The organism is Wenzhouxiangella sp. XN201, from assembly GCF_011008905.1.
Classification (GTDB): domain Bacteria; phylum Pseudomonadota; class Gammaproteobacteria; order Xanthomonadales; family Wenzhouxiangellaceae; genus Wenzhouxiangella.
In genome coordinates this window covers 461,417-477,579 of sequence record NZ_JAAIVI010000020.1, presented here as the reverse complement: position 1 = coordinate 477,579, position 16,163 = coordinate 461,417, and the positions used below count along the sequence as shown (strand labels likewise).

Below are 16,163 nucleotides of genomic sequence, written 5' to 3'. Positions count from 1 at the left end.
AATCGTCACTCTCTGGTTACGCACACGCCTTCGGCGGCCGGCCGGATCGGCAGGACTTTCAGGCCGGCCTCCCGGCACGAGCGCTGCAAGCGATCACAGAAGCCCGCATCGAGCGAAGCGGCCAGACCCAGATCGCCGCCTCCGGCACCGCAGGGTTTGTAAACGCCGCCCAGGCGCTCGGCCAGGCTGCCTGCGATCCGGTGTTCAGCCGTCACGATCTCGCGGCCGACCAAATCGTTCATTTTACCCATTAATCGGCCGTATTCCGACCAGCAGTCCAGGATTCTGGCCGCCTCGCCACGTTCGACGGCTTCCAGGCCGGAAATCGCCACGGCCTGCATCCGGCCGAGCAATCGCTCGTGGGCGTCGGGCGAAGTCTCGCGCGAGCGGCGCCAGGCCGCCAGCAGATCGGCCGTCGAGGCCGGCGCCCCGGCCCACACGAAACAGGTCTCGATCGCCTCCGGCAGGGCGAGACGGGCGATCTCGATCTCACGGCCGGAAATGCGGTAGGCCAGTAGCCCGCCGCAAAGTCCGGCCGCCAGATCAATCCCGCTGCCGGCATTGCCCTGCGCCTGGCGACCGGGCACGAGCAGGCGCGCTACGGTTCGGGCTTCCGACTCCCGGCCATTCTGCCCCACAAAGGCCGCATGCAGTGCGGCGTCGATCGCCACCGCCGAAGCCGCACTCGACCCCAGTCCCAGCTTGACCGGACGCCCACCGTCGGCATCGAACAGTTCGGAGGTGTCGATGCGCATGCGAAACGACTGCGCCTGGCCACCCAGGTTTCGGACATGGGCCAGCACCGAATCAATCAGGGCGGCGGTTCGCTGGAAAGCAGCAGGCATGCGATCCGGCCATTGCACCTGGCCGCCCGGTTCGAGACTAAATTGCACCGGCTCGATCCCCAGTTGCGGAGCCTCGATGCAAGCGCCGGCCGCAGAACAGGGTTCCAGCGTCACCCGGCAGCGCCGATCCACAGCCTGAACCAGTGCGGGAGTACCGTCGAGCACGGCGTACTCACCGAGCAGCACGACCTTGCCCGGCGCGGTAGCGACCCAGCGTGTCACGGCCCGGTTACCACAAGGGCACCCGGCCCGAGACCGGTGACCATCACTTTGGCCACACCCTTCTGCTTACCCAGCGCCTGGGCGACACGCTCGCCTTCGCCGGGGAGGCACACGGCCTTGACCTGTGGGCCGGCGTCGACAGTGAAAAACACGCCCGTACCGGCCGCACGCAGATCCCGCACGGCATGGATGCAGGCCAGTGTGGCGGGGTTCCAGTAAACCAGGCCGGGCCGGGCGGCCAGCATGGAGGCGTGCATTTTCAGCGCGCTGTGTTCGCTCACCTCGGCCAGAACCTCAAAATTCCGCGCTTCAATCGCCCTTCGGGCCAGGTCGAGATCGCCCGCTACGGTCTCCACCCAGGCGGGGTAGTAAGGGGAGGTGCGCATGGTGTGATTCATGCCGTCGCGCGAACCAACCGCCTTGCTGCCGCAATCGGTCACCGCTACAACCACTTCCAGCGGCCAGTCCTCCGCGACCAGCAGCGGATGTGCCACCGCATCCGAGCCGTCGTCGCGCTGACCGGCGTCCATTTCAACGAATCCGCCGAAGATCGAGCGGGCGGCCGAACCTGAACCACGGCGGGCCAGCTCAGAGCGCTTTGCCTCGGACAATTCCAGACCGAGAGCTTGCGAGGCGGCAGTCACCAGCGCGGCAAATCCTGAGGCCGAGGAGGCCAGCCCGGCACCGGTGGGAAAATTGTTGACGCTTTCCACCCGGCAGGACGTTGCCTCACCGGCCATTTCGCGCAGCAGATCAAGTACCGCGCCAACACGCCCGGCCGGCTGCTCGGCGTCGTCAAGCACGAAGCAATCAGCATCGAGCGAAGGATCCGGCGTCACGGTCGTGCGGGTTTCGAGCCCGGCGAGTGTGATCGATATCGACCCGGCCGCCGGCAGGTTCAACTGCTGGTCTCGCTTGCCCCAGTATTTGACCAGCGCGATATTCGCCCCGGCTCGCGCGGTGGCTTGTTGGACGGACATCCCTGCCTTCGGTAAGCGTGGAGAGTCCCTAATGATACGGGCTTCGGTGTTGCTTGTGCCTGTTGGCCTCACGCCAAGGCGCCAACACGCCAAATTCGCCAAGAAGAACCAATTGACTCATTTTCTAGAGTTGGTCTGCCTCAGACGAAACGACTAATGCAATTTCTAAACAAAGCTAAGCGGCGCGAAAGGTCGTTTGTGACTCAGCTATTCCTGATTTCTTGGCGTTCTTGGCGCCTTGGTGCCTTGGCGTGAGGCCTCCAGAGCCTTAACCGGAGCCGCCAAACGGCTTGAAGCTGGCTTGCGGAAACTCGACGCGGATCTCAGTACCCGCGCCCAGTTCACTGTCGGCATGCAGCGTCCAGCCGAAGCGATCGCACAGGCGGCGCACGATCGAAAGCCCCAGGCCATAGCCCTCGTTGGAGCGGTCATGACCGCGATAGAAAGGCTCGAACATGCGCTCCAGGTCGGCCTCGCTCATCCCGCATCCGGAATCCTGCACGGTCACACCATTGCGATCGATCAGCACCTGCACATGTCCCGCTTCGGTGTAGCTCAGCGCATTGCGCAGCAGGTTGGTAAAGACGATTGCCAGCACCCGCTCGGGCGCATTGAGCTCAAGCAGGCCGTTGGCGCGAACCGCAGTTTTCACCTGCGGCCGATCAATCGTGGCCGAAAGCTGATCGAGCAACTCGGCGAGCATGTCATTGACCACCACCGAGGACCAGTTCAGCCGCGACTCGCTCTCGCGCGCCAGAATCAGCAGGGTCTCGACCAGTGCTTCCATGTCGCGCACCGTCCGCTCCATGCGCTCGACGGTCTTCGCCTGGGCCTCGGGATCGGTCTGCTTCTGCAGCAGACCGAGGTTGGAGCGCAGCACCGCCAGCGGGGTGCGTAGTTCATGGCTGGCGTTCCGGGTGAAGTTTCGCTCGCGCTGGATGAAGGATTCCAGTCGGCGGATGAACTGGTTGAAGGCGTTGATCAGGGCCAGCGTCTCGGTATCGCTGGTCTCACTGAAATCTTCGTCGCTGAGCTCCTCGAGCTGCCCCGAGCGAAAATCGTAGGTGCGCACCGCGTCGGCCAACTGCACCACGGTCGATACGGCCCGCCGCGACATGACGTAGCCGACCCAGGCGAGCAAGTAGATCAACAGCAGCACGCCGGTCAGCGGCGCGATGCCGAAGTACCAGGCCAGCGAGGAGACCTGCATCTCGTCGAACACCAAGTAGAGCCGGTCGCCGCCTTGCTCGGAAACGTGCACGACCGGCTCCGACTCCGGCCCGCGCAGTGCTCGCCTGACGCCGGGCGGTTCATCCCGAAGCCAGTCCGGTACGGCGGAGACGTCGCCACCCGGGGCCAGGTAACCGGTCAGGTTGTTGGTATCCGGCAGCGGAAAATCGGGATTTTCACTACGCCGGTCCCAGAAATGTTCGGCTTCGCCGTTGAGTGCTTCCTGAACGAGAACACGCTCGACCACCCAGGCCGCGGCGTAGACACCGAGAACCGTGGCAATGCTGATCGCCAGCACCTGCAGCAGGAACACCCGCACCAGGCGCGTGCGCAGACCGCCACTCAGGATGTGATTGAACGCTTTCATCGGGCTTTGCGGAAGCGGAAATGCCCGACCAGCCACTGCCGGCCGCCGTCGAAGGCGAACAGTTCCTCACAGGCCATGAAGAAGATGCGCCAGCGCTGGCTGAACAGGTCGGCCTCCGAACCATGCACCGATTGCATCACCGAACGAACCTGCCGCCGGCGGGCATCGAGATTGTCCAGCCAGGCGCGTGCCGTACGCGCATAGTGCGAACCCGGGTACAACCAGCGGCGTTCCAGCCTGACATCATCGGCAAAGTGTAACAGTGTGTCGGCAGCCGGCATCAGGCCACCGGTGAAAAAGTGGCGGCCCATCCAGTTGCCCGCCCCTTCGGTTTCAAAAGGATAGGCCAGATAGCGATGACAGAAAATGTGCACGAACAAGCGGGCATCTTCCTTCATCCAGCCAGCAATGCGTTCGAGCAGCTGCCGATAGTTACGTACGTGTTCGAACATCTCGACCGAAACCACCCGGTCGAACGCTCGATCGAGTTCCAAGGCATTGACGTCGCAGGTAATCACCCGGAGATTGCCCAGCCCCAGGTCGAGGGCACGCGACTCGATGTGTCGGCGCTGCGAGGCCGAGTTGGATACTGCAGTAACCTGGCTGCGCGGGTAATGCGTGGCCATCCACAAGGTAAGCGAGCCCCAGCCGCAGCCCAGTTCCAGGATGTCCTGCCCATCGACCAGGTCGGCGTTGCGGCAGGTCCGCTCGAGCATGGCCGCTTCGGCAGCATCAAGGTCGTCGATTCCGTCCGGCCAGAGCGCGCTTGAATATTTCAGGTGATCGCCGAGCACCAGCTCGAAGAAGGCAGGCGGCACTTCATAATGCTGATCGTTGGCGGCATCGGTCTCGATGGCAATGGCCGACTCGGCCAGCTCGTCCATCAGGGCCTGGTAGCGAGCGGACTGGGCTTCGGGATCATTGACATGCTCCTCGCGCAACCGGCGCCTGAGGAGCGCGCGGATACCGCGGCGAATCAACCAGTCCGGCACAAGTCCCTTTTCGGCCAGTTCGATGGGTTTCATGAAATCACACTCCGTGAATCGGGGTCGCGGGTCGGTCGATCTGCACGCTGTGGAGGGGGTCGACGGGCCAGCCAGAACAGCGCGGGCAACAGCAAGGCCCAGCTCAAGCCCGTGGCCAGTATCACCTGCCACGACGGCGCCAGCCACTCGACTGCGCCGAAGCGCGAACCGGCATAGTAGGACAGGGGTGACCCGACAGCAGCGAGAACGCCGATCAACAGTAATTGATGCTTGAAAACGCCCATCGAGTGATTGAGTACCAGGGCCATGGCCAGCCACAGCAGCAGAATCCAGAAGGGTGCAATCTCGCTCGATGGCCAGGGCATCGCATAGGCCAGCAGGCCGGTTTGCAGCCACAGGGTATCGAGCCCGAATCCGATGACCAGGCACAATGCAATCATGCGCCAGTCGTTGTGGTGGCGCCGCCGCGGGTGCAGTTGCCAAAAGGCAAGAACGGCCACCACCAGCGTGCCGCTCCAGCCGGCAATTCCCCAGGCCGCACCGACCACGCAGGCCGGCCAGCTCAACTGAAACAGGCCCTGGTTGATCCAGAAGTCACGCTTCATGCGGGCCCACCGGTCAGTCCCGTCTCAGCCCCGGGGCGCCACCGGGGCCCGGCCATCAGCACGTGGACATCGCTGATCGCGCGCTCCCTGAACCCGCCTTCGCAGTAGGCCAGATACCACAACCAGCGCCGCCGGAAGCTCTCGTCGAAACCCATCTCGCGGATATCGCTCCAGCGGGCCTCGAAACGATCGCGCCAGGCCGCCAGCGTACGTGCGTAACTGGCGCCGAAATCGGCGAGTTCGATCAGGGCCAGTTGGCTGGCGCGCGCCATCGACTGCGTGATGGCGCTGACCGAAGGAATGAAGGCACCCGGAAAGATATAGCGCTTGATGAAGTCGACGTTCTTCAAAGCACTCTCAAAGCGATAGTCCTCGATGGTGATGGCCTGGATCAGTGCCAGGCCGTCGGGCCTGAGCAGTTCGTCGATTTTCGCCAGGTAAGTGTCTAGATACTGGTGGCCGACGGCTTCAATCATCTCGACGGAGGCGATCTTGTCGTACTTCCCCTCCAGCTTGCGGTAATCCTGCATCAGAAGGGAAATGCGGTCTTCCAGACCCGCTTCTTGCACTTTCTTGCGTGCGAACTCGTACTGTTCACGCGAGATCGTGGTTGTCGTCACGCGGCAACCATGGTGCTCGGCGGCATGGATGGCCAGGCCACCCCAGCCGGTGCCGATTTCCAACAAGTGATCTTCGGGGCCAAGAGCGAGCTTGCGGCATATTCGTTCGAGCTTGTTGAACTGGGCCTGCTCGAGTGTCTCCCCGTCGTCCAGGTACAGTGCGCTGGAATACATCATGCTTTGATCAAGCCAGGCAGCAAAGAAGTCGTTGCCCAGATCGTAGTGGGCAGCGATATTGCGACGGCTGCCCTTGAGGCTGTTGCGATTGAATGCATGCCACAGGCCAAGGGCAAGATTGGCGATGCGCGCCGCACCGGTTTCCATTTCGTCCAGCACGTGGCGATTTCGGGTGAGCACCTGCACCACGGCCACCGGATCAGGACTGTCCCACAGACCGGCCATCCACGCCTCGGCCGCGCCAACACTGCCGCCGCTGGCTATCAGACGCCAGAAACGCAGGTCGTGAATCACAACCGTGGCGTGCAGCGCATCGTCGGGTTTGCCCAACGCATACTCGCCATCGGCATCCTGAATGACCAGCCTGCCCTGCTCGACCGAACCCAGGCGCGACAGCACCCGCGTGCGGAGCCGACGATCCAGGCCGCCGGCGGAGCCGGTCTCAAATTCATCGATCATCCTGTCGGATTGCGTCATTGCGTCAACTTGTCCGGGTGAGAGTAAAAAGGCATCTTTTTCAGCCACAGGCGCAGGGCCTGCCAGTAGATGGCCACGACGACCCTCAAGGTCATCAGCGGGAACCTGAATGGCATCCGGCGCATGCTTGAGCTCGTCATCGGCTCGAGCGCCAGTCGCATTCCGCTGCTGAAGCATTGTCTTCCCGAGCGCTTCAGGCGTATGTGAACGCTCAGGAGTTCATCCTCGATGCGGAATCGCCAGTCGTAGCGGATATCCATCGGCATGAAGGGCGACACGTGCAAGCCCTTGTCGAAGTCGAATCGGTACTCCGGGCCCGGCTGCCCGCGGCAATCGAGCACGTAGGCGTGGCGTTCGTTCCAGGGCGTGTTATGCACCTCCGCGACAATCGCATCCATCTCCCCTTCTTGATCGAGGCAGAAATAGAAACTGACAGGATTGAAGCACAGGCCCCACTGGCGCAGATGGGCCAGCACGAGAATGCGGCCCTGCGGGCGGCGGCTGGTGACTTCGGCCACACGCTCGACCACGGCCCGGCGCAATGTGCGATCGAGCGGGCGCAGGAAATCAGCACGCCGGAAACTCACCAGATTGGATCGCCCCACCGACCAGAGACGGCTGTTCGCGAACAACGCCTCGACACGATCGATGTCGATCAGCGTGTAGCTGGTGCGGTAGACGAAGCGATGCGGCTTCGGCGTCAGGCGCCGATGCCATACCTGTCCGGTGGCGATGGCGCTATCCATGTCTCGTTTCGATATCGTCGATTACACGCCTGGCGCTGCGAGCGCCATCTTCGTGGAAACCCCAGCCCCACCAGGCGCCACAGAACCAGGTCCGACGCAGGCCGTTGATATCGCTCCAGCGTGACTGGGCCGCCACTGCCGAGGGCGTAAAAACGGGATGCGCATAGTTTCGGCGCACGAGAACGCGCTCTGGATCGATCATCTCCGTCTGGTTGAGCGAGACGATGAAATGCTGCCGGCTGTCGATGTTCTGCAGCTTGTTCATGTAATAGGAAACCCGGCATTGGCTGGGCTCCCGGCCATCCATGCGAACGTTCCAGGCAGCGCGCGCTGTCGGCTTGTCGGGCAATAGCGCGACATCGGTGTGCAGGACCGCCTCGTTCGGCTGGTAGTCCACGGCCGAGAGGACACTACGCTCGACCGGGCTGGCATCGGCCAGCAGCCGCAGCGCCTGGTCGGAATGGCAGGCAAGAATCGTCGCGTCGAAGTGGAACTCATCCTGGGGCGTGCGGACAAGCACTCTGTTATCGAGTCGTTCGATCGAACGCACCGGCGTGCCCGTCACGAACCGCGCTGCACAAGTGCTGGCGGCCTCGACGTAGGATCGGCTGCCACCGCGAACCGTCTCCCAGACCGGACGAGCGCCCAGGGTCAGCATGGAATGATTGTCCATGAAGGCCAGCAGATGCTTCATCGGGAACTCGGTGACAGCACCCATCGGCGCCGACCACAGGGCCGAGGCCATCGGCAGCATATGCCGGCTGGCAAACCACTCTCCCAGGCCGCTTTGTTCGAGCCATTCGCCCAGCGTCACGCACTCGTCGATTTCCTCGAGCAGCTGCGGCGCACGCCGGTAGAAACGGGCGATATCGAGCACCATGCCGTGAAAGCGGGGACTAAGCAGATTGCGACGCTGACAGTAAAGCCGCCCCAGCGTGCTGGCGTTGTATGCCAGGCCGGTGACGGTATCGCTGACGCCGAAACTCATGTCGGATGGTTCTGACTCGACGCCGAGCTCACCGAACCAGGAGGTCAGTATTGGATAGTGCGCCCGATTGAAGACGATGAAGCCGGTATCAATGGATCGGGATACGCCGCCATCCTCCACCACCTGCGTATCCGCATGGCCGCCGAGCCGGTCCTCGGCCTCGAATACCGTTACTTCGTGACGCTGCGAGAGATGCCAGGCCGCGTACAGCCCGGAAACTCCGGCCCCCACGATGGCGATCTTCATGACGGTACCCGCCGCGCCTCGCGGATCCGCTCCGGCACGGGCTTGAGCCCGCGGACAAGGCCGATCCAGCTCATCATCTTGAGCAGGTAGAAACTGATGTCGACTTCCCACCAGTAGAAACCCTGGCGCGCCGAGCCCGGGAAGTGGTGGTGATTGTTGTGCCAGCCCTCGCCGAGCGTGAGCAGCGAGAGGAAGAGATTATTGCGGCTGTCGTCGCGGGTGGCGTAGCGGCGACTGCCCCAGACGTGGGCCAGGGAATTGATGGTCAGCGTCACGTGGATCAGCACCACGGTCGACACGAAATAACCCCACACCAGCAGCTGCCAGCCATTGGTCTCCAGGCCCGGCGCCCATCGGTTCAGCGCCGTGCCCAGCCCAAACATGCCCAGCGCGTAGATGACCGGCACGAGCAAGTCGTAGCGGTCGAGCCAGCGCAGTTCGGGATAGACGACCAGATCGGGAATCTGCTCGGCTCGCGTCTCGAAATTCTCGCGACACAGGAACCACCCCATATGGCTCCACCAGAAGCCGTGGCGAGGCGCATGCACGTCGTCGTCCGTATCGGCATGACGGTGATGATGGCGATGGTGGGCGGCCCACCAGAGCGGCCCGCGCTGGGTGGCGGAGGCGCCGATGAGCGCAAAAAAGAACTGCACGGGCCGGCTGGTGCGAAATGTCCGGTGTGAGAAATAGCGGTGATAGAAGGCAGTGATGGCGAACATGCGAACAGAATAGCTGAGCAAGAACACCACGACTGCCGTGGTCGACACGCCCACGAACAGCACGCCCAGGCAGGCCAGGTGCAGGCCGATGAAGGGGATGATGCGAAGCCAGTCGACGCGGCGCGGATCGTCTGCGCCGTTGCGCAGGCGCTGTCGCGAATCGAACCAGGCGAGAAGCTGTTGCATTGTTGGAGATGATCCAGTCCAGTCAAGCGACGATTAGACGCCCGGGCCCATCAATCGCGCGTGAATTTGGCCATTCACTCGTGATCCACGGCACTGCGCGCATCATCAGGGCCATGAATACACACGCAATCATGCAACGTTGCGGGGCGGCGGTCATCTTTCTGGCCGCCACGACCGCCTGTGCCGGGAGTGGCTCGATGATGGACAAAAGAACGGCGGAGGCCTATCACGAGGCCCTCGAAACGATCCCGGGCCATGCCACGGCAATCGACCAGGGCGTTGCTTCCTTCCGCCACACCTTCGGGAATCTCGGCCACGCTGATCTGGCCGAACGAGTCGGCGAACTCTATGCCGAGCGGTTCTACTTCAACGACACCATACATATCGCGCGCGAACGAGCTGAACTGGTGGAATACATGGCCCGAACCGGCGAGCAGCTCGAAGAAAGTCGAGTCCTGATCCACCGCGTCATTCAAGACGGTGCCGACGTTTACCTGCGCTGGGAAATGACCTTTACCAGCCGGGCGATCGGCAAGCGCGTCGAGTCGCATTCAATCGGCATGACCCATCTGCGCTTCAACGAAAACGGCCAGATCGTGCTGCACCAGGACTTCTGGGACAGCGGCAGCGCGCTCTACGCTCACCTGCCGGTCGTCGGTTTCTTCGTGCGCCGCGCCCAGGCAGCAATGCAATGATGCGGGCAGGTCTCACCCTCTGCTTGTTGGTCACGGCTTTCGCCTCGGCCGACGCCACGGCCCTGGAGCGCTGCTCCGAAGTCGAATTGAAGGTGATGGGCCTGTTCAGTGTCGGCACTGCCAGCTTGCACCTGACCGACTGCAGCGAGTCCGACCGCGTGCTCGAGCGCGTACCCAAGATGTTTTCGCTGGAACTCGACCGGGACATGGCCGGGCAAGACCTGGTCGATAGCGCCAATGAGCTGTTGGTCGAAAACCTGGGTATATCCTCCCGCGACGCCCTCCCCGAGGAACTGGCCTGCCTGGCCAACGCTTATATCGACGCCGAGGACGGTGAGCGGTTTGACGTGAGCTACGAACCGGACGAGCGCCTGGCCTTGTACCGCAATGGCGAACTCCTCGAAGAATGCCCCGATCGCGGGCACGGCCATGAATACTTCCAGATCTGGTTCGGCGAAAAACCCTTCAACGACCGAATGAAGAAACGCCTGCTCGAGCAAGCGGGTCGGCGGTGAGGACTGAAAAAAATCTATAAAACCTTCCACAGATGAACACAGATGAACACAGATGAACACAGATAAACACAGATAAACACAGATGAATATCGAGAATCCGAATGGGGGTGCTAGTAAGTGCCTCTGTGCTAATGACCGAAATTCCCGTGACCTAAACGGCCAAACGGGTACTAGCTTCTTCATTGGGGGTGCTTTCGCGCTATCGACCCCAGGCTCGGGAAGCCTGACAGTGGGTTGGTTTTCGATCGCCCAATTAACAGTGTTTTTTATCTGTGTTCATCTGTGTTCATCTGTGGACAATTTTCTTTTCTAAGCCTTGACCGGCCCAACCCAGACTTGCTGCGCGTTGACGAATTCGCGAATTCCGTGCGGCCCGAGTTCGCGGCCGATACCGGAGCGCTTGATGCCGCCGCTGGGCAAGCGGGGATCGGTTTTGACGATGCCATTGATCGCCACCTGGCCGGTTTCAAGCCGGTTTGCCATGGCCACACCCCGTTCAGTACGGGTCCACACCGCAGCGGCCAGACCGTAGTCGGTGTCATTGGCCAACTCGACGGCCTCATCTTCGTCTGCCACCTTCATGACCACCGCGATTGGGCCGAATGTTTCCTCACGCGCGGCGGTCATCTCCCGCGTCACCCCGGTCAGCAGGGTCACCGGGTAGAAGTAGCCGTCACCTTCCGGCAGCTCGCCACCGAGCGGACACAGGGCACCGGCCGCAACCGTCTCGCCCACCTGCCGGTGAAGATTCTCGCGCAGATCCGCGCGCGCGATCGGGCCGACATCGGTCGCTTCGTCGGACGGATCGCCCAGTTTCAGGCGTGCCAGGCGCTCGTGCAGTAACTCGACGAAGTCGTCGTGGACCGATGACTCGACGATGATGCGCTTGGCCGCGATACAGCTCTGGCCGGCATTGATGATGCGCGACAGGCAGATGGTGTCGGCGGCCTTTTCCAGATCGGCGTCGGCCAGCACGATGGCCGGATCCGAGCCGCCCAGTTCGAGCACGGAGTGCTTGATTTCGGCTGCCGCGGTCGAGGCGACGATTCCGCCGCCGCGCTCCGAGCCGGTGTACGAAACCGCTTGCACCCGTCTGTCACGGATCACATCGGCGACGCGCTCGGTCTCCAACGGCAGGTTGACAAACAGGCCCGCGGGTGCGCCGGCACGCTCGAACAGCTGGCCGATGGCCTCGGCACAGCCCGGCACGTGAGGGTCGTGCTTCATCAGGCAGGCGTTGCCGGCCATCAGGGTCGGTGCGGCAAAGCGGAAGGCCAGCCAGAACGGCGCATTCCAGGGCAGGATGCCCAGGATCACGCCCAGCGGACGGTACTGCACGTAGCTTTGACTGGCATCGGAGACGATCTGCTCGGTGGCCAGGTAGCTTTCGGCATGCTCGGCATAATGCTCGGCGCACCAGGCTGCCTTCTCGACCTCACCCCGGGCTTCCCGGATGGGTTTGCCCATCTCGTCGGTCATCAGGCGCGCAAGGTTTTCGATGTCACCGCGCATCAGCGCCGCCACGTCGTTCAATACCTTCGCACGGTCGGAGAAGCGGGCCAGCTTCCAGTCGGCAAACGCGGACTGGGCCCCGGCCAAGTGCTGTTCCAGGGCATCGTCCGACAGCGCCTCGACTTCGTACTGAACCGCCCCGGTCGTTGGATTGATCGAACGCAGCTTCGTCATTGGCGACGGGCCTCCTGGATATTCTGGACCGACTCACTTCCGGAGGCGGTTTCGGAGACTTTCTTCGGCGCTGCACTGGCTTGTGCACGCGGCAGCTGCTGCGACGCCTGGTCGGCCTTGACCACGAAGTCCTCGTCGAGATTGAAGAAGGATTTGCAGCCGTCGGCGGTGATGTAGATGGTGTCGGAGATGCCAACCGTCTTGTCACCGTCCACGCCCCACATCCAGGGGATGATATGGAAAGTCATGCCTTCCCGGATCACGCGCGAGTCGCCCTGCTTGAGGCTCATGATGTAGCCCTCGTCCCAGCTCGGCGGAAACGCGATGCCGATGGAGTAACCCGAGCGCGTGATCAGGCGCGCGCCCACTTCATTGGCAGTGATGATGTTGCGGACCAGGTTGTCGGCATCCGACACCGTCATGCCCGGACGAATCACGTTCTTGATTTCATGCAAAGCCTGCTTCATGCGGTCCTGAGCGTGCTCCATCGAGGACGAGAGTTCGCCCAGCACGACCGTCCGCATCATGGCCGTGTGATAGCGCCGGTAACAGCCGCCAACTTCCAGGAACACGTGCTCACCCGGCTGGACCGTCCGCCCCTCCCAGGTGGCATGGCCGATCATGCTGCGCGGCCCCGAAGTGACGTAGGGCATCACCGCCGGCGGTTCGCCGCCGGCGCGGAACATGGCGGAAGAAATAGCGGCACCGATCTCGTTCTCGGTCACGCCGGCCTCGGTGGCATCGAAACCGGCCCGCATGCCGGCCTCGGTGGCGGCCGAAGCCTTGCGCATGATCTCGATCTCGTGCTTCGACTTGCACACGCGGCCTTCCTCGACGATGCCAAAGCAGTCGAGCAGCTTGCCGTCCAGGAATGTCGTGAAAATGCTGTCCTGGTGGTAAGCGGGGAGAAAATAGCTGTTGCGTTCATAGCCAATACATTTGCCGGTCAGGCCAAACTCGCGCAGCGACTCGACCAGCATCTGGATGGCGTCGCCCGTGTCTGGATACGGGCGCGTCTTCTCGACCCAGGTGCGGGCGTGGACGTTCGATTCTTCCAGCATGCGCGTGATCATGAACGGCTCGTCCTCCAGCGGCACCACGAGGGCCTGGAAGAAGCTGTAACCCGTGGTCTGATAATCGGTGAGATACATCAGGTTTTCCGGGTCGGTGATCACTACCGCATCGAGCAGGCGCTCGGCCATGCGCTCGCGCAGCTCCTTGAGCCGGCGCTCGTACTCCTCGAAAGGGAAGGTCATGTCGTCGCGCTGTCTCATGCCGCCGCCCTCCGGGCCGACGCCACCGATTGCTCGAGGATATCCAGGCCTTCGGCCAGGTCGGCCTCGGGAATGGTCAGCGGCGGGATCAGTTTGAGTACCCGTCCGCCGGTACCGCAGGCGCCGATCAGCAAGCCGTTCTCGAAGGCGGTCGAGGCGATCTGCTTGGCCAGCTCGCCATCACCGACATCGAGCGCTTGCATCATGCCGCGGCCGCGCACCGAGAATCGGCCCTGGCCCCGGCTGTCGGCGATCGACTCCAGGCGCTTGCGCATGGTCTCGCCGTTCTCCTTGACGGCATTCATCAGTTCATCATCGTCGAAGTAATTCAGCGCCTCGACACCGGCAACGAAACTCAGGCCCTGGCCGCGGAAGGTGCCGGTATGCTCACCCGGCGACCAGTACTTGTCGTACTCCGGCTTGACCAGGTTCATCGCCAGCGGCGTGCCGAAACCGCCGATGCCCTTGGCGAGAGTGATGATGTCGGGATCCAGGCCCATATCGTCGAAGCTGAAGTAGCTGCCGGTGCGGCCGCACCCGGCCTGGATGTCGTCGTAGATCACCAGCGCGCCCAGGTCACGGGCCAGGTCCTGCACGGCCTTGAGCCACTCGGGGCGGGCGACGTGTACGCCGCCCTCAGCCTGGATCGGTTCGATCACGAACGCTGCCGGCGGCTCCAGGCCACTGGACGAGTCCTCGAACAAGACCCGCAGTTGATCGACCCAGGCCAGTGCCTGGTCCAGCGGGACTTCGTCGCTGCCGAAGGGCTGGCGAACCACGTGCTCCAGCGGCACGCCGGCGGCGTTGCGGAAATAACTGTTCGCCGTGCAGGCCAGCGAACCCAGCGTCATCCCGTGGAAACCATGTTCGTAGGCCACCACGCTGCGCCGGCCGGTGACCTTGCGCGCCAGCTTCAGCGCCGTCTCGACGGCGTTGGTGCCGGTCGGACCCATGAATTGCAGCTTGTGGTTCCAGCCACGCGGCTTGACGACGGTGTCGACGAATTTCGCGATGAAGTCGCGCTTGACGTCGGTGTACATGTCCAGGCTGTGAGCCACGCCGTCGCGCTCGAGAAACTCGATCATGGCGCGCTTCATCCGGGCGTTGTTGTGCCCGAAGTTGAGTACCCCGGCGCCGGCGAAAAAGTCGATATAGCTTTTGCCGTTCTCGTCTGTCTGACGCGCATTGGACGCCGACTTGAACACGGTTGGATACAGGCGGCAATAGCCGCGGATGTCCGATTCCCACTGTTCGAATACCTGCATATTGTTACTCCTGTACTGGACAACCAGCGATTCGGGCATAAATGCGGCCGACCGTGTCGATCAACCGGTCATTGAAGTCGTACTTCGAGCTGTGGCAGGGATGTTCGTGCCCCCGCCCGTCATCGGCGCCGATCAGGGCGAAAGCGCCGGGAATTTCCTTCAGGTAATAGCTGAAATCTTCCGAGGCCATGATCGGGGTCTTCAGCACCGTATCGAGCGCATCTTCGCCTAGCTCGAGACCGATCGTCTCTCGATACCGTCCAGCCTCGGCCGAGTGATTGATCGTCGCGTCGTAGCGCGGATGAATGATCACATCCACCTCGACACCATAGGCCGCGGCCGTGTTCCGAGCGATATCGGTGATCAGCTCTCCCATCAACGCGCGCGTTTCCGCATCGCCGAGGCGGAAGCTGCCGCTCAAACAGGCGGTTTCCGGGATCACGGTCGGCGCACCCTCGGCCCGGATGTTCGTCACGCTGAGTACCGTCGGCGCCTGCGGAGTAATGCGCCGGCTGACCACCTGCTGGAGATTCATGACGATAGCCGAGGCCGCAAGCACCGGATCGCGGCACAATTCCGGCTGGCTGGCATGCCCACCCTGACCGCGAACCGTGATCTCGAAGGTGCCGTTGCCGGCCATCACCGCTCCATTCGGGCACACCGCACGGCCAAAGCGAATCGCCGGCCAGTTGTGCCAGCCGAAAATGGCCTCGACGCCCTCGAGTGCGCCATCGTCGATCATCGCCTTGGCGCCATGGCCGCCTTCCTCGGCCGGCTGGAACAGCAGGGTCACCGGCCCCGGCAGGTCGATTTCATGCGTCTTTAGCCACTGCGCGGCCGCGTACAGCGTTGCCGCATGCCCGTCGTGCCCGCAGGCGTGCATGCAGCCTTTCCTCTCGGAAGCCCACTCGACGCCGCTCTCCTCGACGATGGGCAGGGCGTCGATGTCGGCACGCAGCGCGATGTGCTGGCCCGATGCATCAGCCGCCAGCGTCGCCACCGTGCCGGTCTGAGCACAGGCCCGCCAGGCAATGTCCAGATCGTCCAGTTGGGCGCGAATAGCCGCGGCCGTTTCGCTCTCGTCCCAGGTCAGTTCGGGGGCGCGATGCAGGGCGCGTCGAAAGGAGACCGCCTCGTCGACCATCGTCTGCCAGTTGTGCGCCGCGTTTGAATCCAAATCCTAAACCCCGGGAAAAACTCAACCCGGCGGGCACCGGGTTGCTGACGAAACCACAAATGCGGTGGCGGGCTTTGGTTCCGCCACCGACCTGCCTAGGCTAGACCCGAAAACGTCCCACTTGCAAGGATTTTCGTTTAGGCGCAAAACAGTT

General features: G+C 62.8%; 15 protein-coding genes. 2 read left to right on the top strand and 13 right to left on the bottom strand.

Going from position 1 to position 16,163, the window contains the following annotated elements; translation table 11 throughout:
* Positions 1-5: 5 nt before the first annotated feature.
* The 9 genes from G4Y73_RS11565 to G4Y73_RS11525 all read right to left on the bottom strand — a co-directional run bounded on the left by G4Y73_RS11565 (position 6) and on the right by G4Y73_RS11525 (position 9,397).
* Positions 6-1,067: a hypothetical protein gene (locus G4Y73_RS11565; RefSeq protein ID WP_164231786.1), complete on the bottom strand. Its 1,062-nt coding sequence runs from the start codon at positions 1,065-1,067 to the stop codon at positions 6-8.
* Positions 1,064-2,047 (bottom strand): diphosphomevalonate decarboxylase, encoded by a 984-nt coding sequence (mvaD, locus tag G4Y73_RS11560; protein WP_164231785.1) that lies wholly within the window; start codon positions 2,045-2,047, stop codon positions 1,064-1,066. Before mvaD ends, G4Y73_RS11565 begins: the two co-directional genes overlap by 4 nt.
* A 268-nt stretch (positions 2,048-2,315) precedes the next feature.
* Positions 2,316-3,644, bottom strand: a complete 1,329-nt coding sequence (locus tag G4Y73_RS11555) for a HAMP domain-containing sensor histidine kinase (protein WP_205596614.1) — start codon at positions 3,642-3,644, stop codon at positions 2,316-2,318.
* Positions 3,641-4,669 (bottom strand): cyclopropane-fatty-acyl-phospholipid synthase family protein, encoded by a 1,029-nt coding sequence (locus G4Y73_RS11550; protein ID WP_164231784.1) that lies wholly within the window; start codon positions 4,667-4,669, stop codon positions 3,641-3,643. The genes G4Y73_RS11555 and G4Y73_RS11550 overlap by 4 nt, the downstream gene beginning before the upstream one ends.
* A complete protein-coding gene (locus G4Y73_RS11545; RefSeq protein WP_164231783.1) occupies positions 4,666-5,235 on the bottom strand; it encodes a DUF2878 domain-containing protein in 570 nt (189 codons plus the stop codon). The genes G4Y73_RS11550 and G4Y73_RS11545 overlap by 4 nt, the downstream gene beginning before the upstream one ends.
* Positions 5,232-6,491 carry a cyclopropane-fatty-acyl-phospholipid synthase family protein gene (locus tag G4Y73_RS11540; RefSeq protein WP_164231782.1) on the bottom strand — a complete coding sequence of 420 codons (1,260 nt, stop codon included), beginning with the start codon at positions 6,489-6,491 and terminating at the stop codon, positions 5,232-5,234. The genes G4Y73_RS11545 and G4Y73_RS11540 overlap by 4 nt, the downstream gene beginning before the upstream one ends.
* 14 nt (positions 6,492-6,505) lie before the next feature.
* Positions 6,506-7,255 carry a DUF1365 domain-containing protein gene (locus G4Y73_RS11535; RefSeq protein WP_164231781.1) on the bottom strand — a complete coding sequence of 250 codons (750 nt, stop codon included), beginning with the start codon at positions 7,253-7,255 and terminating at the stop codon, positions 6,506-6,508.
* Complete coding sequence (locus tag G4Y73_RS11530; RefSeq protein WP_164231780.1) at positions 7,248-8,489, bottom strand: FAD-dependent oxidoreductase; 1,242 nt, start codon at positions 8,487-8,489, stop codon at positions 7,248-7,250. The genes G4Y73_RS11535 and G4Y73_RS11530 overlap by 8 nt, the downstream gene beginning before the upstream one ends.
* Entirely contained in the window at positions 8,486-9,397 is a 912-nt protein-coding gene (locus tag G4Y73_RS11525) for an acyl-CoA desaturase (protein ID WP_164231779.1), read from the bottom strand. Before G4Y73_RS11525 ends, G4Y73_RS11530 begins: the two co-directional genes overlap by 4 nt.
* A 113-nt stretch (positions 9,398-9,510) precedes the next feature.
* On the opposite strand from G4Y73_RS11525, the gene G4Y73_RS11520 reads away from it, so the two are divergent.
* Both G4Y73_RS11520 and G4Y73_RS11515 read left to right on the top strand, forming a co-directional pair.
* Complete coding sequence (locus G4Y73_RS11520) at positions 9,511-10,092, top strand: nuclear transport factor 2 family protein (protein ID WP_164231778.1); 582 nt, start codon at positions 9,511-9,513, stop codon at positions 10,090-10,092.
* Positions 10,089-10,607: a chalcone isomerase family protein gene (locus G4Y73_RS11515; RefSeq protein WP_164231777.1), complete on the top strand. Its 519-nt coding sequence runs from the start codon at positions 10,089-10,091 to the stop codon at positions 10,605-10,607. The genes G4Y73_RS11520 and G4Y73_RS11515 overlap by 4 nt, the downstream gene beginning before the upstream one ends.
* A 309-nt stretch (positions 10,608-10,916) precedes the next feature.
* On the opposite strand, the gene G4Y73_RS11510 is transcribed toward G4Y73_RS11515, so the two are convergent.
* Genes G4Y73_RS11510 through doeB2 form a run of 4 tightly spaced genes read right to left on the bottom strand, consistent with a single transcriptional unit; the run spans position 10,917 to position 16,009 of the window.
* Positions 10,917-12,293, bottom strand: a complete 1,377-nt coding sequence (locus G4Y73_RS11510) for an NAD-dependent succinate-semialdehyde dehydrogenase (protein WP_164231776.1) — start codon at positions 12,291-12,293, stop codon at positions 10,917-10,919.
* Positions 12,290-13,567: an ectoine hydrolase gene (gene doeA, locus G4Y73_RS11505; protein ID WP_164231775.1), complete on the bottom strand. Its 1,278-nt coding sequence runs from the start codon at positions 13,565-13,567 to the stop codon at positions 12,290-12,292. The genes G4Y73_RS11510 and doeA overlap by 4 nt, the downstream gene beginning before the upstream one ends.
* Positions 13,564-14,832 carry an aspartate aminotransferase family protein gene (locus tag G4Y73_RS11500; protein WP_164231774.1) on the bottom strand — a complete coding sequence of 423 codons (1,269 nt, stop codon included), beginning with the start codon at positions 14,830-14,832 and terminating at the stop codon, positions 13,564-13,566. The genes doeA and G4Y73_RS11500 overlap by 4 nt, the downstream gene beginning before the upstream one ends.
* A gap of 4 nt (positions 14,833-14,836) precedes the next feature.
* Entirely contained in the window at positions 14,837-16,009 is a 1,173-nt protein-coding gene (gene doeB2, locus G4Y73_RS11495) for a N(2)-acetyl-L-2,4-diaminobutanoate deacetylase DoeB2 (RefSeq protein WP_240451284.1), read from the bottom strand.
* Between the last annotated feature and the right edge of the window lie 154 nt (positions 16,010-16,163).